This is a genomic window from Marinomonas sp. NPDC078689, assembly GCF_044542435.1.
GTDB classification, from domain to species: domain Bacteria; phylum Pseudomonadota; class Gammaproteobacteria; order Pseudomonadales; family Marinomonadaceae; genus Marinomonas; species Marinomonas arenicola.
Map to the genome: position 1 here is coordinate 171,274 of NZ_JBITUJ010000002.1, position 24,462 is coordinate 195,735.

General features: G+C 47.2%; 21 protein-coding genes. 6 read left to right on the top strand and 15 right to left on the bottom strand.

The genetic code is table 11. The features are described from left to right. Positions 1-40: 40 nt before the first annotated feature. Together ACIGBN_RS03960 and ACIGBN_RS03965 are read right to left on the bottom strand one after the other, a co-directional pair. Complete coding sequence (locus ACIGBN_RS03960) at positions 41-1,159, bottom strand: GlxA family transcriptional regulator (RefSeq protein ID WP_133003177.1); 1,119 nt, start codon at positions 1,157-1,159, stop codon at positions 41-43. 360 nt (positions 1,160-1,519) lie between these two features. Further along, positions 1,520-2,644 carry a hybrid-cluster NAD(P)-dependent oxidoreductase gene (locus ACIGBN_RS03965; RefSeq protein WP_133003176.1) on the bottom strand — a complete coding sequence of 375 codons (1,125 nt, stop codon included), beginning with the start codon at positions 2,642-2,644 and terminating at the stop codon, positions 1,520-1,522. Positions 2,645-2,955: 311 nt separating this feature from the next. Here ACIGBN_RS03965 and ACIGBN_RS03970 point away from each other — a divergent pair, with 311 nt between their 5' ends. Next, positions 2,956-4,230 carry an aromatic ring-hydroxylating dioxygenase subunit alpha gene (locus ACIGBN_RS03970; RefSeq protein WP_133003175.1) on the top strand — a complete coding sequence of 425 codons (1,275 nt, stop codon included), beginning with the start codon at positions 2,956-2,958 and terminating at the stop codon, positions 4,228-4,230. Positions 4,231-4,331: 101 nt separating this feature from the next. On the opposite strand, the gene ACIGBN_RS03975 is transcribed toward ACIGBN_RS03970, so the two are convergent. From ACIGBN_RS03975 to dld, 9 genes are all read right to left on the bottom strand, one after another. Beyond that, on the bottom strand, positions 4,332-4,580 hold the full coding sequence (locus tag ACIGBN_RS03975) for a hypothetical protein (protein WP_133003174.1): 249 nt from the start codon (positions 4,578-4,580) through the stop codon (positions 4,332-4,334). Between the two features lie 10 nt (positions 4,581-4,590). Further along, entirely contained in the window at positions 4,591-5,361 is a 771-nt protein-coding gene (locus ACIGBN_RS03980; RefSeq protein WP_396663758.1) for an electron transfer flavoprotein subunit beta, read from the bottom strand. Then, entirely contained in the window at positions 5,351-6,628 is a 1,278-nt protein-coding gene (locus tag ACIGBN_RS03985; protein ID WP_396663760.1) for an electron transfer flavoprotein subunit alpha/FixB family protein, read from the bottom strand. Before ACIGBN_RS03985 ends, ACIGBN_RS03980 begins: the two co-directional genes overlap by 11 nt. After that, a complete protein-coding gene (locus ACIGBN_RS03990; RefSeq protein WP_396663762.1) occupies positions 6,625-8,574 on the bottom strand; it encodes a (Fe-S)-binding protein in 1,950 nt (649 codons plus the stop codon). Before ACIGBN_RS03990 ends, ACIGBN_RS03985 begins: the two co-directional genes overlap by 4 nt. Positions 8,575-8,605: 31 nt before the next feature. Next, positions 8,606-10,681: a dimethylglycine demethylation protein DgcA gene (dgcA, locus tag ACIGBN_RS03995; RefSeq protein ID WP_396663764.1), complete on the bottom strand. Its 2,076-nt coding sequence runs from the start codon at positions 10,679-10,681 to the stop codon at positions 8,606-8,608. 46 nt (positions 10,682-10,727) lie between these two features. Further along, a complete protein-coding gene (locus ACIGBN_RS04000; protein ID WP_133003169.1) occupies positions 10,728-11,273 on the bottom strand; it encodes a DUF5943 domain-containing protein in 546 nt (181 codons plus the stop codon). Positions 11,274-11,365: 92 nt separating this feature from the next. Beyond that, positions 11,366-12,343 (bottom strand): dipeptidase, encoded by a 978-nt coding sequence (locus ACIGBN_RS04005; protein WP_133003168.1) that lies wholly within the window; start codon positions 12,341-12,343, stop codon positions 11,366-11,368. 278 nt (positions 12,344-12,621) lie between these two features. After that, positions 12,622-13,317, bottom strand: coding sequence for a VC0807 family protein (locus tag ACIGBN_RS04010; protein WP_133003167.1), 696 nt, complete (start codon positions 13,315-13,317; stop codon positions 12,622-12,624). Positions 13,318-13,577: 260 nt separating this feature from the next. Beyond that, positions 13,578-15,314, bottom strand: coding sequence for a D-lactate dehydrogenase (gene dld / locus ACIGBN_RS04015; protein WP_133003166.1), 1,737 nt, complete (start codon positions 15,312-15,314; stop codon positions 13,578-13,580). Between the two features lie 271 nt (positions 15,315-15,585). On the opposite strand from dld, the gene ACIGBN_RS04020 reads away from it, so the two are divergent. Beyond that, positions 15,586-16,392 carry a M48 family metallopeptidase gene (locus tag ACIGBN_RS04020; RefSeq protein WP_396663767.1) on the top strand — a complete coding sequence of 269 codons (807 nt, stop codon included), beginning with the start codon at positions 15,586-15,588 and terminating at the stop codon, positions 16,390-16,392. 501 nt (positions 16,393-16,893) lie between these two features. Here ACIGBN_RS04020 and ACIGBN_RS04025 read toward each other — a convergent pair. Next, positions 16,894-17,859, bottom strand: a complete 966-nt coding sequence (locus tag ACIGBN_RS04025) for a transposase (RefSeq protein ID WP_396663769.1) — start codon at positions 17,857-17,859, stop codon at positions 16,894-16,896. Between the two features lie 222 nt (positions 17,860-18,081). On the opposite strand from ACIGBN_RS04025, the gene ACIGBN_RS04030 reads away from it, so the two are divergent. Then, a complete protein-coding gene (locus ACIGBN_RS04030; protein ID WP_396663771.1) occupies positions 18,082-18,957 on the top strand; it encodes an MYG1 family protein in 876 nt (291 codons plus the stop codon). Positions 18,958-19,176: 219 nt separating this feature from the next. Here the strand turns inward: ACIGBN_RS04030 and ACIGBN_RS04035 are convergent, their stop codons facing one another. Beyond that, entirely contained in the window at positions 19,177-20,097 is a 921-nt protein-coding gene (locus ACIGBN_RS04035) for a LysR family transcriptional regulator (RefSeq protein ID WP_396663772.1), read from the bottom strand. Positions 20,098-20,298: 201 nt separating this feature from the next. Between ACIGBN_RS04035 and ACIGBN_RS04040 the strand changes: the two genes are divergently transcribed. Together ACIGBN_RS04040 and ACIGBN_RS04045 are read left to right on the top strand one after the other, a co-directional pair. Then, entirely contained in the window at positions 20,299-20,976 is a 678-nt protein-coding gene (locus ACIGBN_RS04040; protein ID WP_133003161.1) for a glutathione S-transferase family protein, read from the top strand. A gap of 102 nt (positions 20,977-21,078) precedes the next feature. Beyond that, entirely contained in the window at positions 21,079-22,206 is a 1,128-nt protein-coding gene (locus tag ACIGBN_RS04045; RefSeq protein WP_341567091.1) for a zinc-binding dehydrogenase, read from the top strand. Between the two features lie 125 nt (positions 22,207-22,331). Here the strand turns inward: ACIGBN_RS04045 and ACIGBN_RS04050 are convergent, their stop codons facing one another. Both ACIGBN_RS04050 and ACIGBN_RS04055 read right to left on the bottom strand, forming a co-directional pair. Next, positions 22,332-23,219 (bottom strand): DMT family transporter, encoded by an 888-nt coding sequence (locus ACIGBN_RS04050; protein WP_396663774.1) that lies wholly within the window; start codon positions 23,217-23,219, stop codon positions 22,332-22,334. A gap of 265 nt (positions 23,220-23,484) precedes the next feature. Beyond that, positions 23,485-23,841: a GFA family protein gene (locus ACIGBN_RS04055; RefSeq protein ID WP_133003157.1), complete on the bottom strand. Its 357-nt coding sequence runs from the start codon at positions 23,839-23,841 to the stop codon at positions 23,485-23,487. Between the two features lie 126 nt (positions 23,842-23,967). Here ACIGBN_RS04055 and ACIGBN_RS04060 point away from each other — a divergent pair, with 126 nt between their 5' ends. Then, a complete protein-coding gene (locus ACIGBN_RS04060) occupies positions 23,968-24,420 on the top strand; it encodes a helix-turn-helix transcriptional regulator (protein ID WP_396663776.1) in 453 nt (150 codons plus the stop codon). Positions 24,421-24,462 lie beyond the last annotated feature (42 nt).

The window sequence follows — 24,462 nt, forward strand, 5'->3', positions numbered from 1 at the left end:
TTTTTTATCCGTATTCTTCATTCACCAGATAAAAAGCGTTTTAAATGGCAACCGAGCCATAACTGGGTTCTGCATGCGCATTATTAAGTGCCGAAGAGGCATGGGCCATATACACAAAATTACCCGTTTCATTGGAGGTGGTCGCCGCTGGCACTAGGTCCACATGGCTCCACGCCATTTTACGTTCGTCTCGCGGCGAAATACCGATGTGTTTACGGTAGCAGCGGCTAAAATGCGGGGTGGATATAAAGCCACAAGCGGTGGAAATTTCCACGATCGACATATTCGACTGTTTTAATAATTGACGAGCTCGGTCTAGTCGCAAACGCAGATAATAGCGCGATGGTGAACAATCCAAATATTTATGGAACATGCGCTCTATTTGCCGACGCGACACATCCACAAAGGTCGCCATTTCATCCAGCTCTATTGGTTCTTCTAAGTTATTTTCCATCAACTGAATCACATCGACCAATTTGGGTTTGCAGCCTCCGCCATTATTCAATTGGCGCAGTGGCATACGTTGCTGATCAGACTCAGTACGAATACGTTCACAAATAAACATATCAGACACCGCATTCGAGAGCTTTGCACCATGCTGACGAGCAATCATGGTCAAAAACATGTCCATTGGGGCGTTGCCACCGGATGAAGTGATTCGATTGCGATCAATGGAAAAGAGCAAATTATTGCAATTTACTTTAGGAAAACGCTCTTGCAAGGCGGTTAAGCACTCCCAATGAACGCTGCAATTATATCCATCCAACAAACCCGCATGCGCCAACACATAAGCCCCAGTACAAATACTGCCTAAGTGAACACCCTTGCGGGCTTTTTGCTGTAACCAAGAGACCTGCTTCGCGGTAAAGGCACGGGTAATATCTAACCCACCCACGACAATAATCAAATCTAGCTCAGGCGCATTCGCAATGGAAAAATCTGGTGTCAGGCTCAATCCATCACTCGCGGATAAAGGCTGTCCATCCTCAGAAATGAGTTGCCAGCTATACAGCTCTTCTGCGGATAACTGATTGGCCATTCGCAATGGCTCTATCGAGGAAGCCAACGCAATCATGGTGAAATGATCCAGTAGTAAAAACCCTACCTTGATCACCTTTTTTGCCTCGTGAGGAGATACTGAGTGTGTTGTCGTAGCCATGTCTGTGCCCTCTTATTTTCACTCTTTAAACTTAGGCAAAATTCAGACCAAGATTAAAGAAAATACTATTTTTATTATTTAGGGTAAAACCACATCAATATAACCAAGCCAAATGGCAGTTAAACGCTTTTTAAGCACAGAAAAATCAGGCGTTTGATAAAAAGACGCATAAGCAAAAAGACGTTTCTATTTACGGCTCAAGTCATGTCAGATAAGACACCCTCCTCAACCCTTAAATAAAACGTCTTTTACGGCTCTCTTTTTGTCAGGCTAAAACGCCGTCGTTTTTCTGTTTTCGCACTGTTTTAAATCACCATTGCTCTTTTATTGATCCAGCATTTAACAAAAATAGCCTGTTAATTAAAATTCTACAACAACATTAGACTTAGGCACGGTGCAACACGACAGAACATAGCCGTCTTCTACATCTTCATCGGTGATACCACCGTTATGATCCATTTGAGTTTGGCCTGTTTTCACCAACACTTTGCAAGTACCGCAGATTCCCATACCACAAGCTTTGGGGATCATTAAGTCCAGTTTTGCGGCCGCGGTGTGCAAGGTTTCTCCCGCAGAAACTTGGATACTTTTGCCGGTATTGGTGAACTCCACACGCAGTAAATCTTCTTGGTTAATCGCATCGGCTTCTGCTTGCGCGACTTCCGCTTGTTCTAACGCATCTTCCACCACATTGTCTGGGGTCGCGCCAAAGGACTCTTCATGGTAATGAGACATATCAAAACCATGTTCTTGCAGTAATTGTTTCACTGCCTTCATATAGGGCGTTGGGCCACAGCAAAAAATCTCTCGCTCCATAAAATCTGGCGAAATCATTTTCAACTTATCTTCATCAAAGAAACCGCGATACCCTTGCCATGGCAACCCGTTTTCCATGCGCTCGACAATCAAGTACAAACCAAAATTATCCAAACGCGATGCCATATGATCCAGCTCACGAGGGTAAATGACATCACGAGGCGAACGCGCACTATGGATAAAAGTAATGTCCACATCGGCGTTCGTATCAAACCACCAACGCGCCATCGACATGACGGGGGTAATCCCCACGCCACCAGACAGAAGCAGAACTTTCTCGGCGGCAAAATCAATGCAGTTAAACTGACCGACAGGCCCGTGCACTGCCACTTCACTACCAATGACCATGTTGTCATGAAGCCAATTGGACACTTCCCCACCCGGAACACGCTTCACCGTAATAGAAAAACTGTAAGGCACCGATGGCGAGCTCGAAATGGTATAAGAGCGCATCACTTGCTTGTCATTGATCTCTAATTCCAAGGTAACAAATTGCCCAGGCTTAAAGAAAAACATCACCGGTTGTTGCGCCATAAAACAAAAAGTGCGCACGTCCCACGTTTCATGAATTACTTTTACGCAACGCACATTGTGACGGCCATTAACCCAAGTTTGAGTGTTTACTGGGGCTAAGTAATCCGCGTTTACAGCAGGAGTCGAATCAGTCATAGAAAGTTCCCAATTAGTGACGCTATTGTCTGGTATTTCGCTCATTCTCGTTCGACTTTGTGCGCACCAATTAACTCTAAACGACAATAACTTGCTCATTGCAGTCAAGACCACGTAATTCAAGCCATGAGCGGTCGATTTGAATGTCACAGCATGTCGCGATTAGGCATTTTAATAAGCCGTCATTGGGAGAAGATAAGCCTAATGTTATCGCTCAAGAATCCTCCATTCGGCGCGCTTGAGTAGCAAACAAACCACCGTCAGTTTGACACCCCATGCACTATTCTTTTTGTTATTAAGGGTCCAGAAAGATGAACCAAAACGATCTACTCAATGTCCGCCACGCTACCCTTGATGAGGCTCGCACTGACATGCTCAGCGCACTGGATAAGCGCCTCAAAAACCACTCTTTGGAAGCCGCGCTCTATAACGATCCGCACATGTTTCGTATTGATATGGAAGAGGTGTTTCAAAAAGAATGGTTGTTCGTTGGCATGACCAGTGAAATCCCCAAAAAAGGCGACTACTTCACGGTTGAGGTAGGACAAAACCCAGTATTAGTGCTGCGTGATGCCGACGGCAACATAAATGCCTTCCACAATACTTGCCGCCATCGAGGCTCTATCATTTGCAGCGAGCATCGTGGCAAGGTTGCCAATCTCGTTTGCCCTTATCATCAATGGACCTATGATTTAAAAGGCAAGCTGTTGTTTGCTGGCACCGAGATGAATGAGAATTTTGATAAAACACAGCATGGCCTAAAACCGACCCATTGCAAAAACGCTGGCGGTTTTATTTTTGTGTGTTTAGGCGAGACCGCTCCTAACGATCAATTTGATGAGTTTCTAGCGTCTCTTGATGAGTACATGGAACCCTACGATGTGGAGAACACCAAACTGGCGGCGGAATCGACCATGTACGAACGCGCCAACTGGAAGCTGGTACTTGAGAACAATCGCGAATGTTATCACTGTGCAGGCAGCCACCCAGAATTATTGAACACCTTGCTCGAATGGGACGACACAAACGACCCTCGTGCCCCACAAGATTTCTTAGACCATTACACTGCGCAAGCGGCAAAATGGGACGCCGAAGGCATTCCCCATCAACACAAAAGCTTTGGTTCGTCGCAGCGCAACCGCATGGTGCGCATGCCATTGAAAAAGAACACCAAGGTCATGACCATGGATGGCAGCGCCGCTTGTCAAAAAATGCTCGGCCGAGTGAAAAACCCTGAACTGGGCTCAATGCGAATTTTGCATCTGCCTAACTCTTGGAACCACATGCAATCTGATCACTTTATTGTGTTTCGCGTGTTACCGGTGTCGGCTCAAGAAAGCATAGTGACAACAAAGTGGTTCGTGCACAAAGACGCGGTAGAAGGCGTTGATTACGAGCCAGAAAAACTGCGTCACGTCTGGGATGCCACCAACGAGCAAGACAAAGTACTTGGCGAACGCAACCAATTAGGCATTAATTCCATGGGCTATCGGCCAGGGCCTTATTCAGAAACCTATGAATTTGGCATCATTAACTTTTTAGAATGGTACGCCAATACCATCAAGAAAAACCTGCAGGCACCCTAACGATAACTGAATGTCAGGCACAAAAAAACGGGCGCTTACAGAGCGCCCGTTTTACTGTGATTCTGATGGTTTCACGCTCACATCATGAGCCAATAATCCGCTTATGCTATGCCAGTAAAACTGACAAAACGACGCAATAGCGCTTTCACTTCCGGCAGAACGGTTACTTCATTATGCTCCATCTCTTGGCAAAGCTGCTGCACAAAAGAGATCTGTTCAGGGCATTCTTTTAACCAGGCTAAGGTCGCATCACGCACCTCTTCTAAGCTCTGCTCTTGGCGAATAGGCGCCCCGAGCGCGATCAGCTTTTCTTTAAAATCTACTTCATCAACCAAGTCTACAATCATCATAGTTTAGTACCTAGCGAATCACTTTTTCTTCTAGTAAAAGATCAAAAATAGCGCGTGCTTTTTCTTTCGGCGTTTCGTTTTTCATCACCTTGCCAGTGCCCCCTTCGGGTTTTGCCGTGGCCGCTTTGAAGCGTTCAGCCGCGGTTTTCGCTTTCACCGTTTTTAGACGTTTCGGACGAATTTTTGCCACCGACTCTTGCCAATCTACACGAATCTGATCCACTTCACCAACACTCTCGACGCTTTCTACTGTCGCTCGTAAACCAACGGCAAAGGCACTTTGGCGAGCCGCTTCCGCGGCATGGTCCATGCTCGCTATAAACGGCAATTGAATGCTCACTGCACGGCGCTGCCCACGAGGCAAGGCCAACAGCACTTCCGCCTTGCCATCCTTAACTGCGACAATATCCGCCACCCGCGCCACCACAGGCCAGCCTAACGCGTGCGCCAATAAATACGGCACCATACCAGATGACTCGCCGCTTTCAGCACGGACACCGGTCAGCACTATGTCGATGTTTTTCTGTTCTAAAAAACGCTGTAGAACAGGCACAGCATCGACGCTATCCTCTTGTTTTAAGACGGTTAAAGAAGGCAAGCCCATGCCTGCATATTGTCGTAATACCGGGTCATCTGGGTTACCAACATGAAGCACAGTCAAGGCCGTATCGGCTAATTTCAAACCAAGCTCTACCGCCCGTGAATCTTGTTCTGCGCGTCGTGCACGCCCCGATTGAGGATGACGCCCCACCGACACTAAGGAAACAATATTAAGCGGCATCACTGTTCTCCTGTTTTTTGCTTCCTTGCTGATTTCCATGCTCACTGGCATAAGCCTGAGCAAGCAGCATCAGCTCTGATAACACAAGGTCGCTATCGTCAATCACACTTAAATTCGCCCGCTTTACCATGTCGCAACCGGCATCCGTGTTAATGGCTATGATTTTGTCGCACTGGCCGATTCCCTGCATATGCTGAATCGCCCCTGAAATCCCCACGGCCATATACACGCGCGCGGTGACCCAGGTGCCAGAAGCGCCCACTTGGCGAAAACGCGGCATAAAACCGTCGTCCACCGCCACCCGACTCGCCCCTTCTGTGGCGCCCAGCGCCTCAGCGGTCTGATGAAATTGCGGCCAATTATGAATACCATTGCCCGCGGATAGGATGAACTCAGCCTCCGCTAATGGAATTTCATTAGGGTCCACCGCCACCTGACCTCGATCGAGCATGCGAGGCGTGTGCTCATGAAAAGCAGGCATTTCCAACGGCAAGACTTGGTGACGCGTTTCATCAATGGCGTTGCCACACTCTTCTAACACCATCACAATACGCGGTGTTTGTCTGGCAATATCAAGGCTGCCACCAGCGCCACGACAAACAACCTTCTCAGGCGTCACTTGCCATGCTTGTGAGGCAGGTCGCTCTCCTAAACTCGCCGCGAGACGCGACGCTAAATCCGTACCGCCATGCACGCTGTCTGGAAACAACCAATGTTTTGGCGCCCAGGTTTCCTCCATCTGAATTAACGCTGCCGCTCTCGCTTCAGGGGAAAAACCATCAAACTCATCACTTGTTCGCTGTATCAAACGATCCACCCCAGCAAGATCAAAGTGTTCCTCTTTGGTGTCTCCAAAGCACACGGCGACCACCGCGCCCTTGCCTTCCATGTCCGCTTGCAAAGCATGAGCGAGGCCTAAAATGTCTTTATCATGAACAGACAAGCGGCCGCCGACTAAATCTGGCACCACAAAAATATAAAAATCAGGGGCCGTCACCGTATGCAATGGCAATACCGTGTCCGATGACTTTGCCTGATGAGGCTGGCTGACGGCTGCCCCATTGCCCTTAAGACGATCTATTCGCTTAATGCCATTAGGGCCAATAAAACCAATTTGATGAGGGTTTTTACGGGGCAATCCACTCGGCCCAATAACATGCCCTAATCCCTCGCTGATCACCTCATGATGCTGCGGGTGCAAACGATTTCGTGCAATCCATTCCTTACGAGGATCTCGGCGCACGATAGCGGATGAAGAAGTCGTCATTCATGCACCTCCTCAATAAGCTGACCTAGCAGAATTTCAGCGATGTCTTTGACCACTGGACGCGGCTCAACCACACCTTCTAGCATCGCCGTACATTGCTGACAGCCTACCGCGACTAACTCAGCCCCAGTCTGGGTAATGTCTTCCATTCGCATGTCTGCAATTCGTCGCTCCCCTGGAATATCAGTAATAGGTGCGCCACCACCGCCACCGCAACAACGGGAGCGAAAAGCCGAGCGCTCCATTTCCGCGATCTCAATGCCTAATGATTCTAGCAGTGCTCTTGGCGCCTCGTATTCGCCGTTGTAGCGTCCCAGATAACACGGATCATGATAGGTGACTTTGCCGCCTTTAAAAGCGCTCAGTTTGAGTAACCCCTGTTGCACCAATTGATTCAAGAAGGTGGTATGGTGAAGAATCTCAACGCCTTGGCCTGACCCTCCTTTAGACAAGACACCATCCACATCAAAATCACCGTATTCATTGCGCAAACAATGGTAAGCGTGAGGGTCAGTGGTGACTATTTTGCTAAATTTATACTTACCAAGCGTCGCCAGATTACGCGTCGCTAACTGCTGAAAGGTAGCGTCGTCGCCCAATCGTCTTGCCACATCGCCACAATCAAGTTCTTCGTCACCTAAAATAGCGACGTCCACATTAGCGGCTTTCATTAGAGCCACAAAAGCTCGGAGAATACGCTGACTGCGCATATCAAAAGCGCCATCGGATACCCAAAACAAAACCTCCGCGGTTTGCTTTTGTTTCATCAAGGGCAAATTCTGATCCGCCGCCCAATGCGTTCGGCTCGCTGGCGCATAACCGTTTGGATTGTCCGTCGCTATGATATTCTCTAAGATCTCAGCGCCCTTATTGGGTGTTTTGCCTTTTTCCATTGTCAGAAAGCGTCGCATATCGACTATTGCGTCCACGTGCTCAATCATCATAGGGCACTCTTCAACACAGGCACGACAGGTGGTACAAGACCATAACGTATCAGCATCAATGAGACCGGCGGTGATCACATTATCGATCCCACCTTTGGCGTTGCCCAACACTTTTGCGTCGCCCTTGCCGGCTGGATAAGGGCTGCCGGCGTAGTTGGCATCTGTGCCGCCCGCCAAACCAACCACCATATCTTGAATCAACTTTTTCGGGTTCAATGGCTGTCCAGCCGCAAACGCCGGACACATGGCTTCGCATTTACCGCACTGCACACAAGCGTCAAAACCGAGTAATTGGTTCCATTTAAAATCGCTCGGTTTGGCCACACCGTGAACATCCCCACCCAATACGGCAGGTTTTAACCCAGTAGAGCGACCACCCCCAAAACGCTCAGGGCGACGATGAAAAGCAAGGTGCAAAGCGCCAGCAAAAGCGTGCTTCATCGGCCCGCCCCACGTCATACCAAACAGCATTTCAGACAAACTCAAAACAATGCCGATCGACAACACCAGCGTCAGCAACCAACTGCCAGTGCCTTCAGGCAAAATGTCTGCCATAGGAAGCGTGAGCACAAAAAAAGTCAGCGAAAACATCAATAAGCTTTTCGGCAATCGCATCCAAGGCCCTTTCGATAAACGACTAGGGGGATGTAAACGACGCTTCGCAATGAACAGAGCCCCCACAAACATCAGCACCAGAGACACCAATAATGCCCCCGCCAGCAGCTGGCTAGTGACACCAAACACATGCACCAAGATCACCAAAATCATCGACAAAACAAAACCACCGGCCGTCGCCACATGGCTGCGAGACATATATTTGTCCCGTTCCACCACATGATGAAGGTCCTGCAGATAGCGTCTTGGCAGCGCCAATAAACCCGCCACTATGTTCACTTTTTCCGGCTGCCCGGCGCGCCATAAATTGGCTCGCCGCACCCCTCCGATCACCGCCAACACAAGCAGCGTCGTAATTAAAACTGAAGGTAACCAGTCAATAACCATGATGAATCCTCATCAACGAGCGCTCTAACCATTAAAGATCTTTGCAAAGGCGCAAAGCATCATACAGCGCCGCATGCGTATTTCGCTGCGACACACAATCCCCAAGACGCCATAAAATCATGCCATCACTCGCCGCGTTACCCTCTGCTTCGAGCACAGGTTGAGGCTTGATATCAAACAAGGCTTCCATGTCGATTTGCCCCTTATTGCAAGACGAGGCTTTTAAGGCGTAATACAAATCCTCGTTTGGACGCGTGCCATTCTCCACCACCACTTGATCCACCACGCGTTCTTCTTGCTGGCCTGTGTATTCGTTTTCTAACACCGCCACCAGATTGCTCCCTTCGCGGTAGACTTTTTCCAAAATCAAATCAGAAGACATGATCACGTCTTTTTCATACAGCGAACGGTAGTAAGTCGGAAAGGTGGTACCGCCAATGCCAACACCGGGCTTAATGTCATCCGTAACCAGCTCCACCAAGGCGCCTTTTGAGGCCAAATAATCCGCCGCCGACATGCCTGAAAACTCGCAAATCGTGTCGTAGATCAGCACGTTTTTACCCGGCTCTACCTTGCCACTTAAAATGTCCCAAGTGGACACCACCAAGCCTTCTTCTGCGCCCCACTCTGGGTTTTGCTCAAGGAAAGGGCGGCCACCGGTGGCCAAAATACAGACATCAGGGTTCAGGCTTTTTACCAAGGATTCATCGGCTGCCGTATTGAGTCGAATCTCAACGCCTAAGCGCTCCAACTCCATAATTAACCAACGACTAATGCCTGCAATTTGATCCCGCTGTGGTGCTTTTGCGGCCAAGGTAATTTGCCCGCCGAGCTCCTCAGCCCTTTCTATTAAGGTGACGTTATGACCACGCTCAGCCGCAACTCGAGCAGACTCCATGCCGCCAGGGCCACCACCAATCACAACCACATTACGAATCACTCCGGTGGTTTTCTCTATGGTATGAGGCAACCCCATGTATTCTCGAGAAGTGGCCGCATTTTGAATGCACAACACGTCTAAACCTTGGTATTGGCGATCGATGCAATAGTTTGCGCCGACACATTGGCGTATTTGATCGACCTGATCCATCTTGATTTTGGCAATAAAGTGCGGGTCAGCAATGTGCGCGCGGGTCATGCCGACAAAGTCCACATAGCCGCCTTCAATAATACGTTTGGCTTGGTTTGGGTCTTTAATGTTCTGGGCATGTATCACAGGCACAGACACCACGGTTTTAATGCCCGCAGCAAGGTGCAAAAACGGTTCTGGCGGGTAACTCATGTTGGGGATCACATTGGCCAAGGTGTTGTGAGTATCACAACCTGACCCGACCACACCGAAATAGTCGATCATGCCAGTGTCGTCAAAGTATTTGGCTATTTGCTTCATGTCTTCGTGGTTTAAACCATCAGGGTGAAACTCATCCCCCGAAATGCGCAAACCGACAACAAAATCTGGCCCCACTTCTGCGCGCACCGCTTTTAGCACTTCCATGCCAAATTTCATGCGACCTTCAAACGTGCCGCCCCATTCATCGGTACGTTTATTGACTCGTGGCGACCAGAACTGGTCGATCATATGCTGGTGAACCGCCGACAATTCAACACCGTCTAAGCCCCCTTCTTTCGCGCGGCGTGCCGCTTGGGCAAAGTCGCCAATGATGCGCCAGATTTCTTCCACTTCGATGGTTTTACAGGTCGCACGATGCACAGGTTCACGAATACCAGAAGGCGACATCAAGTTTGGCCAGTTTTCGCCATCCCAACGGGAGCGACGTCCCATATGGGTAATTTGAATCATGATCTTACCACCGTGTTTGTGTACCGCGTCGGCCAGATTTTGAAAGTGCGGAATAATACGATCGACGGACAAATTAACGGAACTCCACCAGCTTTGTGGGCTGTCGATCGACACCACGCTGGAGCCACCACAAATACACAAACCACAACCGCCTTTGGCTTTTTCTTCGTAATACTTCACATAACGGTCTGTTGTCATGCCCCCATCGGTGGCATATACCTCCGCGTGAGCCGTGCTGACGATACGGTTGCGTATCGTCAATTTGTTGATGTTTAATGGCTCGAACAACGCATCATACTGGGACATAATAGAACCCCGCCTTATTTAAAATAACGGACAACAAGTCAAAAGATTACAGTGGTGACACCGAGAAGTAGCCCACATCGCACCCTTCTTCTGCAGCACTCTGTGTTTGAATGGCTTGGCTGCGCACTGTCAGCCCTTGGCTTTTGGCCACCTGATCGAGCGCGCCAGCGAACCAGCCGGTGAACATATAATCCACCTTGCGATTCACCTTACAACCGTGTTCTTGCTGATAATGGTACACAAAGGCGGAGTTTTCTAAGCGCACCTTAGCGGTGCCGTTTGCCACATCCAAGGCTTCGGTAATAAAAAAGCCCCAGCCCCGTTGTGAAAGACGTTTTAGATAATGGTGCCACACTTCATCGCCGCTAAAGCCGTGCAGTTCAGCTTCTTTTTCACACCAAAAATACGCAGATTTATAGCCGGCTTTGTAGAGAATTTCGGCGTATCTATCCGCGCCTATTTCGGCTTCAATCGCCATATGGTTATTAACGAAAAAATGGCGTGGTACATACAGCATTGGCAAAGCATCGGTATTCCAAACACCGGTGTCATCATCGACGGCAATTGGCATTTCTGGCGCATGAGTTCCCATAATTTTTTTCCTAAGACATTGGTCGCTAGATTGATTAACTGGACATTAAAACCCTATGAACGAAATCGCTTGAACGTCACAACAAGAACCTCTTATTCTCCCCAGACGTTCTCAAGCAATGACACCCAATTCTCGCCCATGATTTTGCACACTTGACGCTCGCTGAAGCCGCCTTTCAATAAGGCCTCGGTTAGGTTAGGAAACTCGCCCACGGTGCGAATGCCTTTCGGGTTAATAATCTCCCCAAAGCGCGTTAAACGGCGTGCATAGCCTTTGTCATGAGTTAGGTATTCGAAGAAGTCTTCGCCGTGGCCTTGGGTGAAATCGGTGCCAATGCCAATGGCGTCTTCGCCCACTAGGTTGTAGATGTAACGAATCGCTTCTACGTAATCGTCGATGGTGGCATTGACGCCTGCACGCAAAAAAGGCGTGAACATGGTAACGCCCACAAAACCGCCATGATCGGCGATGAACCTAAGCTCTTCGTCGCTGCGATTGCGAGGGTGCTCTTTTAGCCCTGACGGCAAACAATGAGAATAAGCGACCGGCTTGTTGGATTCGAGAATGACTTCTTTGGCGGTATTAGGCCCCACATGAGATAAATCACACAGCATGCCGACGCGGTTCATTTCAGCGACTATTTCACGACCAAAGCCGGATAACCCGCCATCCCGCTCGTAACATCCGGTGCCGACCAAATTTTGCGTGTTGTAGCACATTTGTACTATACCCACGCCAAGGTCTTTAAAAATCTGTACATAGCCAATTTGGTCTTCAAACGCATGGGCATTTTGAAACCCCATCATGACCCCAGTTTTGCCCTCTGCTTTTGCCCGATGGATGTCTTTGGTGGTGTACACCTTGGTTAATAAATCGCTGTTGGCTTCGATCAGCTGATTCATCTCAACCACATTACGAACGGTACCTTCAAAGTTTTCCCAGAAAGACACAGTACAATTAGCGGCGGTTAATTTTCCCTTGGCCATGTCTTCAAAGAGTTCACGGTTCCACTTCGCACAAATCAAACCATCGATCACTATGGCTTTATCATGTAGCTCTGCTGCGTTCATTGCTCTTCCTTCCTGATTAAAATCGAGGCTTTAAAGTTGGTAAACATCAATGAACTCAGTTTAATTTTTCGATTCGCGAGAGAGGTGGCTGGAAACGACTAGAGGAACACCAAAAGCGACTTGGCCAAAACGCACAACAAGGCGACTGCCCCATTAATACGAAAAAGGGATCATGAAAGGACACTAAGGGAACGAAGAAATAAAAAATGGCCCTGTTTATCTAGCGTGATAAACAGGGCCATGGACGATCGAACAGGCGGTGTTACGCGAAGGAAATGCTATTTTTTAACCAACAACTCTTCCAGTTTTAACCCTGTCGCTTTATGAATACTGCGCCACAGGTAATAAAAAATGCCCATCATCATGATCATAGACGGAATCGCAATCATCGGATAACTGTATAGCGTCATTTGCCCTAGCTCTTCATTGAAGGCTTCGGTGCCCGCTGGGCTGGTGACTATCCATTTCGCCAAGATGTAATTCATCGTCGCGGAAAAAGCAAAAGAGGCCACGATAAAATAAGTGGCTTTCATCAACTGACGCTCAAATTGAGCGGTACTGTTGTTTTCAGCAAGCTTTTGCTTAATGGCATCGACGTCCATGATAGAGGCGTTAAAAAACAAAGCGCGCACCAAAGGGTAGCGTGTAAAAGTAGACACCCACACACCGATGCCGATCAATGCAGGGATCGCGGCTTCTTTGATCGCTAGCCATTTGTTGTCCAGTTCAAACAAACCAATACTGCCAGTGAGCAACACACTCACCAACCCCAACAAGGCGATGAAATTGAATTTCTTGTACTTGATAAGCTCAAACAGCCCCCAACCAAGTGGGAAGGCAAGCGCAGCAACTAGGCCACCACTGACGCCAAGTTTGTCCTCACCGCTCATTTTCATCAGAATAAAAGAAGGCAAGATAACACTCACCATAAGGTCAACCATCGGACGTGGCTTGTGTGTGGGTGTACTGTTCATAATTTTGGGGTTCCAAGGTAAAAACAAAAATACTGTCGGACTATCATAAAGGAAAACGCATCCATAAAGGAAAACGCATCCATAAAGGAAAACATACCATAAACCACATAGACAATATTTGTCCGCAAAAGTGCCATACTGAGACACAACAAGATGCCAAACCTTGCGCGCTTTTCAGACCCTTGCCGGTTGAAAAAAAAGAAGCCGAGATGTTTCCACCTCGGCTTCTAAATAGACGCTCTTATTAATCAAAAACGCATTTATTTGCAGCCACACCCCTGATGCTTGTCGTCCAGTGATTGCCAGTTTTTCAGTTTACTGGTGCCACCAATGCCGGAGTTAAAACTGTTGGTCGGATCTGTTTTTTGATAAAACTCACGCAAAGCAGGCTTCGCAATGTATTCGTGCCCAACATTATGTTCCGCTGGGTATTCAGCGCCACGGGCGTCATAGCTGGATAAAATCTGTTTTTTAACCGCCTTCGCATCCACGCCTTTTTTCATGATGTAATTTTGATGCATCACGTGGCAGAAGAAATGGCCGTAATACATTTTTACCGCCACTTTATCGTCGATCTCTGGCGGCAATTGCTCAAACCAATCTTGCTCATTACGCGGGAATGCCACGTCAATGGTCATGATGGAACCCAGATCTTTGCCATTCATCACATGGTAACGACCCAATGCGCCACCGGTCACATAGCGGTGCAGAATCGCTTGATCCGCCTCGCGATCCGTACACTCTAGGAAATCCCCTTCGTTGTCTTTAAAGAAGTTTTCCAAGTAAGCTTTGGTTTCTGCAACACCCTCGTTGCTGGTTTCTACAATCCAATGATGTTCGTATTTGTCACGGTATTCTTCCATGCGTTTCGGCAAATGATTCGGAAACAGCTGGCTGATGTATTGCATCATACGATCTGAAAACTTGTTTGGCATAAACTTAAATTTGCCTGCCCAGCGATCGACCGCACGCTTTATGGCAAACATTTTAGGAATGTACTTGGTGCCCAATTTATCGATCACCAAGAAACTGTCTTTGCCGTATTTTTTACTGATGTCGTAACTGCTTCGGTGCATGTATTCGCCCGAAACAGGCAGGTTTTTAAAGGTCGACAACATATCTCGGCGCATTTGTTCCATTACCGCAGGATCGTTGGTGCCTATGTAGAAAACCTGATGTTTTTCAGGAATCGGGAAAGTATCAATGCGCACCGCAAACACCGCCAATTTACCGGCACAGCCTGATGCTTCAAACAAACGGCGAGCGTCCGCATTAAAGCGTGATGGCGTATCGGCGTCGACATCGCGAATCCGCTGTTGGTATTCGTTATCCGAGCCGCGTTTGTCTGGGAAATGAACGTCTTTTTCTTGATAACTTTGATTACCAAGGTTTTCTAACACTTGCTCTGGCGTATCGCCCAAATCAATACCAAGGTTGTTCACCAACTCCAGCTCACCGTCGCTTGTCACTTGGGCAAACAAGGACATTTCTGTGTACGCAGGACCGCGCTGCACCAAGGCACCGCCTGAGTTGTTACAAATACCACCAACAATCGATGCACCAATACAAGATGAACCAATCACCGAATGCGGTTCACGACCGAATGGTTTTAGCCTTTCTTCTAAGCCAAACAAGGTACTGCCGGCCAAGCCAACAATCTGCTTACCTTGATCGATCAATTGAATATCATCAATGCGCATGGTGCTGATAATCACAATCGGACGATCGTACTCTGCGCCATTCGGGGTAGAACCGCCGGTCAAACCTGTGTTTGCCGCTTGCATAATGACAATCACATCCGCCTTAACACAGGCTTTTAGTACTTTCCAAATCTCCACCAAACTGCCCGGTCGCACCACCGCATACGCATTACCACCACCAAGGCGAAAGCCCTGACAATATGGCTGCTTCTTGTCTTCATCCGTTAAGGTGTATTGACTTCCTACAATGGCCTTTAATTCAGTGGCCAAATCTAAGCTAAAACTGGATTCTGTCATAAAATGCTTCGTAACATGTTGATGGAGGGGCGGTAAGTATACTCGACTCAAGCGACGATAAAAAAGTGTCATCTTCATTAGATGAGACATAAAAACCGGTTATATAGACAATTTTCTCTTACAGAAACTTTTCGCGCTTTCTCGACCTGCGCCGCAAGGTCATCGGTGACGAACCGCCATTAACAAATCTCCCACTGCGAGCACGAATTATTTGCTGCTAGAATGAAAAGAAACTCGACCCTAAACAGGCTATTTTTAAGGCGGTTCAGATATGAAATTAATAACGCATTCTCAGAAAGTGGCCTTAGCGGCTGCGATGATACTTCTGGTCGGTTGCAGCGCCTCGCCCACAGGGCGCACCCAGTTCGTTGCCCTACCCGACAGCCAACTGGATCAAATGGGCACAGAATCCTTCACCACAATGAAGAAAGAAACCCCCATTTCTGATGACGCTCAATTGCGCCAACAAGTACAATGTGTCGCAGACGCACTGATCGCCATCTTACCGGATGATTATCGCAACCAAAAATGGGAAGTGGTGCTGTTTGACGACAAACAAGTTAACGCCTTTGCCCTCCCAGGTTATAAAATTGGCGTCTACACAGGCCTGCTTAGCGTCGCAGAAAATCAATCTCAACTCGCCGCGGTCGTAGGCCACGAAATCGCCCATGTGATCGCCCGCCATGGTAACGAAAGAGTCTCCACGCAAATGGCCACCAGCCAAGCTCTGGCATTAGGCTATCAATTAAGTGGCGAAGAGTCGGTAGAGAAAACCGCGATTTTCCAAGCACTCGGCATCGGTGTGCAAGTGGGGATTATTTTGCCATTTAGCCGTACACATGAGTCCGAAGCGGATTTACTGGGCTTAGAATACATGGCCAAAGCCGGATTTGACCCAAGAGAAAGCGTAACACTTTGGCGCAATATGGCCGCCGCCGGCAGCAGCAAAACACCAGAGCTGCTATCAACCCACCCCTCCCATGACACCCGTATCAACGACTTACAAAGCAACATGCCGGCTAATCTCGCCGTCTATGACACCCTTGTCGCCCGCCATAAACAGGCAAAATGCTACTAACCACCCCTCAGGGTAAAACGCCATCAACAAAACGCGTTTTACCCTCATATCAAGACAGGCACTTCATAAAGTCTATTAAAACAAACACTTAATATTCGGCTTACAAAAAACGTAGCCAACCTCTTTGCGCCTAGGAAATGAATAAAACAATGATGATAGCCGTGCCAGGCACTTCATAAAGCCTATTAAAACAAACACTTGATATTCGACTTACAAAAAACGTAGCCAACCTCTTTGTTCTTATGGAATGAATAATGATGATAGCCGTGCCAGGCACTTCATAAAGTCTATTAAAACAAACACTTGATATTCGGCTTACAAAAAAATGTGGCCAACCTCTTTGCGCCTAGGGAATGAATAAAACAATGATGTAAACGATAAGAAGAAGGAATGAGGCTAGAGCGCACATTCTCGTTGAGTGAAGTGGTTATTTGGCTGTTTTTGGCCATGAGAACCCCTCAACGCCATGCTGATACCTTGTAATTTATTCGACTATTTCAATCAGGCGAGTCGCTGAGCGCTTTTTCGATTGCGTCTGCGATGGTGCGATTCGCAATACTGGTCAATGGACGATGCCTGCCCGACGACTCTTCCTGTTCTGGCTTCGAACTCGGTTGCAATACACACCCAGTTGTCAGACGAGATATTCAATCGCTGTAGGATGGGAAGTAAGGAGGCATCAATCGAGCCTTTTTTGCCCTCTTTCACTATGCGCCCTGTCATATCGACTAGCTCTAAATAATCTGCGAGTTTAAAAGGCAAACCGTTGGGCATGCCTTTTCGTGGATGACCGACAAAAGGATGCAGCGTCTTGGGCTGGCTGTTTTCTTTCACGGCAAGCACTCGCTTCTTAATGCTGGTGAAATCGGAGCTTTCTGGAGTGTCACTAATACCCGACCTGACTGGGTTTAGATCCACGTAGACCATGCAAGCGATAAGCGCCGCTTCGTCCAATAAAGCCTGGGATTTAAAGCGTCCTTCCCAGAAATGGCCGGTGCATTCGTCTTCTAGATTGGCTCGCCGTGCAATCGGCTCGTTAAGTTCTTTCATAAACCAGCTAATGTCTGTTAAGCGTGCTCGATAAGTTTCAGCGGCGGCTTCCACTACAGAGGTCACATAAGCTGGAAGCGTGCCGCCAAGCATATATTGCTGAGTAAAGGTCGTGCCTTTATGAAGCTTATGCCAGCGCTCTAACACCTCCACGACAGACCAGTTTTTCACAGTCTCTGAATCGATATGCAGCACAACATGAAGATGGTTACTCATCACCGCATAGGCACACACATCGATCGAAAAGACACTCGCGAGGAACAGCAAACGATGCTCGACCCAACTGCGTCTATGTTCGTAGCTCGCACCTGTAAATGGATCCTCACCGCACAAAAAAGCACGACGCACACATCGAGCCACGCAATGATAATAAGGGGTATCGTCTAAGCATACTTGCTGACTTCTGGGCATTGGCATAATCCCGTTCCTCTTCCTTGAGAAAACAAAAATTAAGTATAGAAGAAGTCTGAAAAATAAACCGAAAAGAGCGGTAAGTACCGTGGTTACTGGCTTTTTCGTATGCCTGTCTTGGGTATTCTCAAATGAACTGTGTCACCCACCATTAAAACCCCGTAAAATCCCGATTTTTAGTACGTGTGTGCTGTTAAGTGAAATGAAATTAATAAAAGAGACTATAGAATGACCGAGCAAGTTCAAGTAATCGCAACGCACAATGGCAACTTTCACGCAGACGACGTATTTGCGGTAGCCGCGCTTAAACACATTTTTCCATCGATAGAATTAATACGCACACGTGACTTAGACGTCATAGCCAAAGCCGACATTGTGTTAGATGTAGGTGGGATATACGACGCAGAAAAAGACCGTTTTGATCATCACCAAAAAGGCGGCGCAGGGGCGCGAGAAAATGGTATCCCGTTTTCATCATTTGGACTGATTTGGCAAAAATACGGTCTAACAATATGCGCAGGCAATCAAGAAGTCGCCAACTCATTGGATAAAAACTTAGTATCCGCCATAGACGCAATAGATTGCGGACACGTAGAAGGCGTAGCAACCGGCATTAGCCTGAGTCAAACCATCTCAATGTTTAATCCTACATGGCAAGAAGAAAGCGATTTTGATGCCTGCTTTGATGAAGCCGTTGCCTTTGCATCGCGTATATTAACTCGATTCATTGCTGCAGCAAGCGGTGGCGTAAACGCAAGAAGCATAGTCGCCAACGCCATAGAAAAGGCCGCGGACCCAAGAGTGATCGTTTTAGAACAATACACGCCATGGAAAACCACTGTCCTTAAGTTATCGCAAGACGCCTTGTTTATGGTTTACCCATCCCAAACAGGACAATGGCGCATACAAACCGTGCCCGTTGAACTTGGCTCATTTGAAGACCGTAAAAAGCTCCCCGCACCTTGGGCAGGCTTGTCTGATAAAGAACTGCAAGACGTAACCGGTTTAGACGATGCCATGTTCTGTCACAACGGTTTGTTCATCGCAGGCTGTGCCTCGTTTGAAAATACAATGAAAATGGCAAAAATGGCGTTGGATTATTAACCCATAAAAAAGACCAACATAGGACAGGCACCGTTAAACCCCAGTAATAACAAGGGTTTTGATATGCCTGTCCTATTTTACTTCTATTTTCCCCTCACCTTATTCACCCTATCCTGCTCTCCCTGCTAACCCTCTCTTTCTTGAGCAAATAAATTCAAGCATAGAAAAGAGACGAAAAACCTAAAACGCTGTTTTTATTGGGTTTTATGTTTGCCTGTCTCAGATCGTTAGGTCTTTGCTACTCTGTCGCATTCGTTCTACTAAAAAGTCTACCGCCGCTTTTACTTTTGGTACTAAATAGCGCTGCTTTTGATACAGCAAATAAACCGCCATATTAGCATTTTGAGTGATGGCTAACTCATGCTCAAACTTGAGTTCTTGCAACGCCCCTGACTCAAGATAGCCATCGAGCGCCCATCGAGTGGACATTAAAATGCCCTCCCCCTTACAGGCTTTTTTGGCAAGCCACGATCCGTTATTTGAAATAGCGACCGCAGGCCCTGAAACATCATGCCATTGCTCATCTACTTTGCACAACCAAGGCGTTGGCCCTGTTGGCGTTTTAAAATACAGGCCACTATGGTGCTTTAATTCCATCGCATTCGCAGGCATTCCGTATTTGTCTAAATAACCGGGTGACGCGACAGGAATAAAGCCGTTATCCATGAGCTTTATGGCTAACACCCGTTCATTGGGCGCATAACCACCACGAATCGCAATATCAACATCGTCACGCCCAAGTGTCGATAGCTCATCGCTTAAGCTAACATCCAATACAATCTCGGGGTACAAGGCGCTAAATTCGTCAAGCAGCGGCAGCAAAATTTTGTCGCCAAAACCCACCATAGAACTGATCCGTAAGCGCCCCATTGGCGTAGTTTGATAACTACGAACCGTCTCGTGGCTTTGCTCTAGTTGATTTAATATTTGCTGAACATCGTTATAGTAAATTTGCCCGACTTCTGTCAGCTTAACAATTCGGGTCGAACGCTTTAATAAGGTCGCCCCCAAACTCTTTTCTAAATCGGCAACGCGTCTCGACAACGACGACGGCGGCACATTAAACATCTTCGCCGCTTTGGTAAAACTGCCCGTTTCGACGACTTTGCTGAAATAGCGTATTGCACGTAGTTGATCCACTCACTTCTCCACCAAAGGAATAGCTGGTTATCTTCGCTTTATTATTGCCTTAAAAGCAATAGTGATTCGTTTTTACCCCTATATATAAGTAGATTAAAACCAGTAATAATGACCCTAACGTAAGCACTGCAACCTTGACCCTCATCGCGGTGTGTTAAACACAGAGGCTCAACTTGCGCCCTCATGATGGAGCACTGACCTATGATTACTTTGCACGGTTTTGCGGCTAGCAACTATTACAACCTAATCAAACACCTGCTGCTCTACAAAGAGCTGCCGTTCCAAGAAAATCTTCTCTACGCTGGTAGTGACGAGTTACTGGCCATCAGCCCAGCGGGAAAAGTGCCTGTCATCACCACGGCCGAAGGCCTGTATCTTTCAGAGTCGAGCGTCATTTGTGACTTTATCGAAGAGACTTACCCTGCCATTCCGCTATACCCTGAAAATGCAGGGGAACGTGCGGTTGTGCGCCAAATCATGAAAGTGGCAGAGCTGTATTTTGAGCTGCCTAGCAGACGATTTATCCTTTATGCCTTCTCAGGCACTGAAGCGCCAGAACCGGTTAAAGCAGAAGTACGCGAAGTATTAACACGCGGTGTGACTGCCTTACGTCGCTTATGTCAGTTTTCACCTTGGATTGCCGGTGAGCAATTCACCATGGCTGACATCTACGTTTATTACGTTAACAGCATCGTCAGCAAGTTTGGTGCGAGTCAACTTAACTGGGACCTACTGGCAGAAATTCCTGGTATGAAAGCGTGGAACGAATCCATGAGCCAATCTGCCATTGCCCAAACAGTAGAAGCAGATCGCTTAGCAAATTGGCCCGAATTTATCCAAAAGGTAACGGCTCAGATACAAGCGGCGAAGACGAAATAACACTCAGCGAGAAACACCAAGACCAAACTATTTATCAACAAAGCTTAACCACACAACAAGCTGATAGCGTCGAAAATTCATCATTTTTAGGAGATTATTCAAATGACAGACACAAACATCCAACTTACGTCAACCATCAACGAAGACAACACATTAACACTGGCTCTACAAGACATCGGCATGCCACAGCCTGGTGATGATGAAGTGGTGATTCGCATCGAAGCCGCGCCCTTAAACCCATCTGATTTAGGCGTTCTATTCAGCGCAGCAGACATGTCTACAGCAACCCAATCAGGCACTCAAGAAAGCCCGGTCATTACAGCGGATGTGCCCGCTCAATTTATGCCATCGCTTAAAACACGTGTCGGTAAAGCAACGCCCGTTGGCAATGAAGGGGCTGGCACCGTTGTCGCGGCCGGCGCATCGCCTGCCGCACAAGCATTAATGGGGAAAACCGTCGCCGTTATTGGTGGTGGCACTTATCGTCAATATCACTGTGCCAATGTACAAAGCTGCTTACCCTTAAAAGAAGGTACGACCGCCAAACAAGGCGCCTCCTCTTTTGTTAATCCGCTTACCGCACAGGCCATGGTGGCCACCATGCGCGCAGAAGGCCACAAAGCCATTATTCATGCCGCTGCAGCCTCTAACCTTGGTCAAATGCTCAACCGTATTTGTATTGCCGATGGCGTTGATTTAATTAATATTGTCCGTAAACCAGAACAGGAAAAACAGCTGCGTGATTTGGGCGCCAAATACGTTGTTAACTCAAGCAGTGATACTTTCCTTGCGGACCTCACCGCCGCGATTATTGAAACCGGTGCAACGATAGCGTTTGACCCAATTGGTGGCGGCCAGCTAACCAGCGACATTCTTAACTGTATGGAAACCGCCGCTGCACGCGATATGAAAGAACACACCATTTATGGTTCAGATACGTTCAAACAAGTTTACATTTATGGCGCACTGGACCGCGGCCCTATCACCCTAAATCGTAACTTCGGTTTTGCTTGGGCGGTAAATGGATTCTTATTATTCAATGCACTGGGCAAATTGGGCACAGAAACAGTCGCAGCGATGCGCAAACGCGTTGCAGAAGAAATCACAACGACCTTTGCAAGTCACTACACACATGAAGTGTCATTAGCAGAAGCATTACAACTGCAATCAATAGCGGGTTATGCGAAGCAAGCGACAGGTGAGAAATACTTAATTACACCTCAGAAGTAGTGATAATGAAACGGTGACGCTTTAGTCATTAAAAAAGCAGATACTGAATGTCAGTATCTGCTTTTTTTGCTTGCGAACTCGTCGAATAAAAACAGTACAACAGTGATAATAAAGGCTGTCTTTAGTTAATCAGCAACCCGCTTGCGTGTTAGCGCTATGCCTAAAATGATTAATAACATCGCCGCTAGGCTGTGCCATTCAATGACTTCACCCAAAAGAAGCGCGCCTGTGAAATACGCCACAACAGGAATCACGTAATTAATGTACGACAGAAACGTAGGACCTGCCGTAGCGATAACGCTAAACAAAATAATGGTGCCATACGCCGTTGGCCCAACACCTAACCACAACATGGATAACGTAGCTTTTAAAGAATAGCTTTGTTGCCAAGGTAAATCTTGCCACAGCCACAATGGCACGACAGCAATGCTCGAAACAATCGTCATGCCAGCCGCGGTGACAACAGGGTTATAAGAGGGTAATCGCCTCACCAAAATGGCATTTATCGCATAACTAAACGTCGCGAGTAAAATCAATAGACCACTCAGTAAGTTACTGTGAGCGCCGACCAACGACGGCCAAAGCACAATCGCCACACCAGTAATACCTAGCAAAAAGCCGAAGATTTTAAAGCGATTGAGACTTTCCCCTGAGACAAAATAGTGTGCCAAAATCATGGTCGCCAGCGGCATAAATGCCATCAACAACCCGGTAATGCCTGAGCTAATATCCTTTTGCCCAGTGGAAATCAAAAAGAATGGCAACAAGTTACCCGCAAGACCCAGCAACAAAAATACCCCCCAAGCCAAGGGTTCCGTAGGCAAGCGCCAACCCTTAGCATACATAAAGAGAGTAAGAACAATCGCTGCAATCAAGACCCTTAGAGAGACAATTGCCAAAGGGCTAAAGCTTTCCAACGACACAGCGGTAAACATAAATGACGTCCCCCACAGCAAAATAAGCAACAGCAGAGAAAGCCAGTTTTTTAAAGTAGGTGTGTCATTGTGAGCCATATGATTGATCCAATTAGCATTCTTACCGCATATATAAAAGAGAGAGTGTACCCGACAAGCCCCCACTTGTTTGATGTTTTTAATGCCCGCTTTCTTCAAGGCCATATTGAATAGTAAGCCTCTCTTTAGACACTCGAGTGCCGCTCCTGATGAGAGCACAAAGATTAATCGTAAATAAGATTAGAGGATACGAACTAACACTTTGTTTTTATTAGGCTTTAAGTATGCCTGTCTTGGTTAGGAGGCGCCTGTCTTAGTTAGGAGGCTAATCAATAAACTTAAAACTTTCAGCGCCATCAAAGTGCTTAACTCGCACTGATTTATATAATTCGGGGTCTGCCATACGAGTGTTGATAGCAACTCTATTTGTACCATCATCTCTTTTTTGCGTGTAATGCGTGGTGCAGCCACAATTTGGACAAACGTGATATGACCGTCGTTTATTGCCCCATAAGTAGACTTTTGAATGTTCTTGCTGCGTAATCTCTACTTGATCGGCTGTGTAATATGCCCACAAAGCACCAATCCTATGACAATTTGAACAATTACAGCTTGTTATCGTTTCAAGTAGTTTCTCAAACCTAAGAGTGATATTTCCACAATGGCACTTTGCTTCAATCATGAGATGTATTCCTGGTATTTAACGCCCGCATTTTCGGAAGGTTTGTAGCGCAGTGGAAAATCAGTCCGACAAACTGCACTTGTTAATCCTGTCTTGATTGGTTGTTGTTTTTATTGGGTTTTAAGTATGCCTGTCTTGGATGGGCTAGCACTTGTTAATCCTGTCCTAATTGGTTGTTGTTTTTATTGGGTTTTAAGTATGCCTGTCTTGGATGAGCTAGTAGCTCATATGATGCTACCTAAGGCTTTTTTACCTAAACCTTTGCCTCACACTGAGCAAAACCAGCTATTCGCTCTAGAAATGCCAGATAATACCATGCAGCCTAGTATAAGTTCTGGCGAAGTCATTTTAGTGTCAAAAGCCGATAGCAAGGCAGCTCTATCAACAGGGCTATTTCTTGTAGAAACAAGCACAGAAATTACTATAAGGCGTTTAAAACCTAATGTTGCAGCTACACAGATTAAGGTGTGTTGTGATTCTGAACAATATGATGATGAAACATTGAGTAAGGATGAGTTTAAACAATCTACTCGAGTGCTTGGTAAAGTCATCGGGACTATGATCAAAGCAGTAATGTAAACTGTTTTAAAACTTTAGGATCCACACCAAAAGCAGCGAATG

What these genes read in the sequence shown, in the direction of transcription:
- ACIGBN_RS03960 (WP_133003177.1), bottom strand. Translation starts at nt 1,159, where the DNA reads ATGGCTACGACAACACACTCAGTATCTCCTCACGAGGCAAAAAAGGTG.
- ACIGBN_RS03965 (WP_133003176.1), bottom strand. Translation starts at nt 2,644, where the DNA reads ATGACTGATTCGACTCCTGCTGTAAACGCGGATTACTTAGCCCCAGTA.
- ACIGBN_RS03970 (WP_133003175.1), top strand. Translation starts at nt 2,956, where the DNA reads ATGAACCAAAACGATCTACTCAATGTCCGCCACGCTACCCTTGATGAG.
- ACIGBN_RS03975 (WP_133003174.1), bottom strand. Translation starts at nt 4,580, where the DNA reads ATGATGATTGTAGACTTGGTTGATGAAGTAGATTTTAAAGAAAAGCTG.
- ACIGBN_RS03980 (WP_396663758.1), bottom strand. Translation starts at nt 5,361, where the DNA reads ATGCCGCTTAATATTGTTTCCTTAGTGTCGGTGGGGCGTCATCCTCAA.
- ACIGBN_RS03985 (WP_396663760.1), bottom strand. Translation starts at nt 6,628, where the DNA reads ATGACGACTTCTTCATCCGCTATCGTGCGCCGAGATCCTCGTAAGGAA.
- ACIGBN_RS03990 (WP_396663762.1), bottom strand. Translation starts at nt 8,574, where the DNA reads ATGGTTATTGACTGGTTACCTTCAGTTTTAATTACGACGCTGCTTGTG.
- dgcA (WP_396663764.1), bottom strand. Translation starts at nt 10,681, where the DNA reads ATGTCCCAGTATGATGCGTTGTTCGAGCCATTAAACATCAACAAATTG.
- ACIGBN_RS04000 (WP_133003169.1), bottom strand. Translation starts at nt 11,273, where the DNA reads ATGGGAACTCATGCGCCAGAAATGCCAATTGCCGTCGATGATGACACC.
- ACIGBN_RS04005 (WP_133003168.1), bottom strand. Translation starts at nt 12,343, where the DNA reads ATGAACGCAGCAGAGCTACATGATAAAGCCATAGTGATCGATGGTTTG.
- ACIGBN_RS04010 (WP_133003167.1), bottom strand. Translation starts at nt 13,317, where the DNA reads ATGAACAGTACACCCACACACAAGCCACGTCCGATGGTTGACCTTATG.
- dld (WP_133003166.1), bottom strand. Translation starts at nt 15,314, where the DNA reads ATGACAGAATCCAGTTTTAGCTTAGATTTGGCCACTGAATTAAAGGCC.
- ACIGBN_RS04020 (WP_396663767.1), top strand. Translation starts at nt 15,586, where the DNA reads ATGAAATTAATAACGCATTCTCAGAAAGTGGCCTTAGCGGCTGCGATG.
- ACIGBN_RS04025 (WP_396663769.1), bottom strand. Translation starts at nt 17,859, where the DNA reads ATGCCAATGCCCAGAAGTCAGCAAGTATGCTTAGACGATACCCCTTAT.
- ACIGBN_RS04030 (WP_396663771.1), top strand. Translation starts at nt 18,082, where the DNA reads ATGACCGAGCAAGTTCAAGTAATCGCAACGCACAATGGCAACTTTCAC.
- ACIGBN_RS04040 (WP_133003161.1), top strand. Translation starts at nt 20,299, where the DNA reads ATGATTACTTTGCACGGTTTTGCGGCTAGCAACTATTACAACCTAATC.
- ACIGBN_RS04045 (WP_341567091.1), top strand. Translation starts at nt 21,079, where the DNA reads ATGACAGACACAAACATCCAACTTACGTCAACCATCAACGAAGACAAC.
- ACIGBN_RS04050 (WP_396663774.1), bottom strand. Translation starts at nt 23,219, where the DNA reads ATGGCTCACAATGACACACCTACTTTAAAAAACTGGCTTTCTCTGCTG.
- ACIGBN_RS04055 (WP_133003157.1), bottom strand. Translation starts at nt 23,841, where the DNA reads ATGATTGAAGCAAAGTGCCATTGTGGAAATATCACTCTTAGGTTTGAG.
- ACIGBN_RS04060 (WP_396663776.1), top strand. Translation starts at nt 23,968, where the DNA reads ATGCCTGTCTTGGATGGGCTAGCACTTGTTAATCCTGTCCTAATTGGT.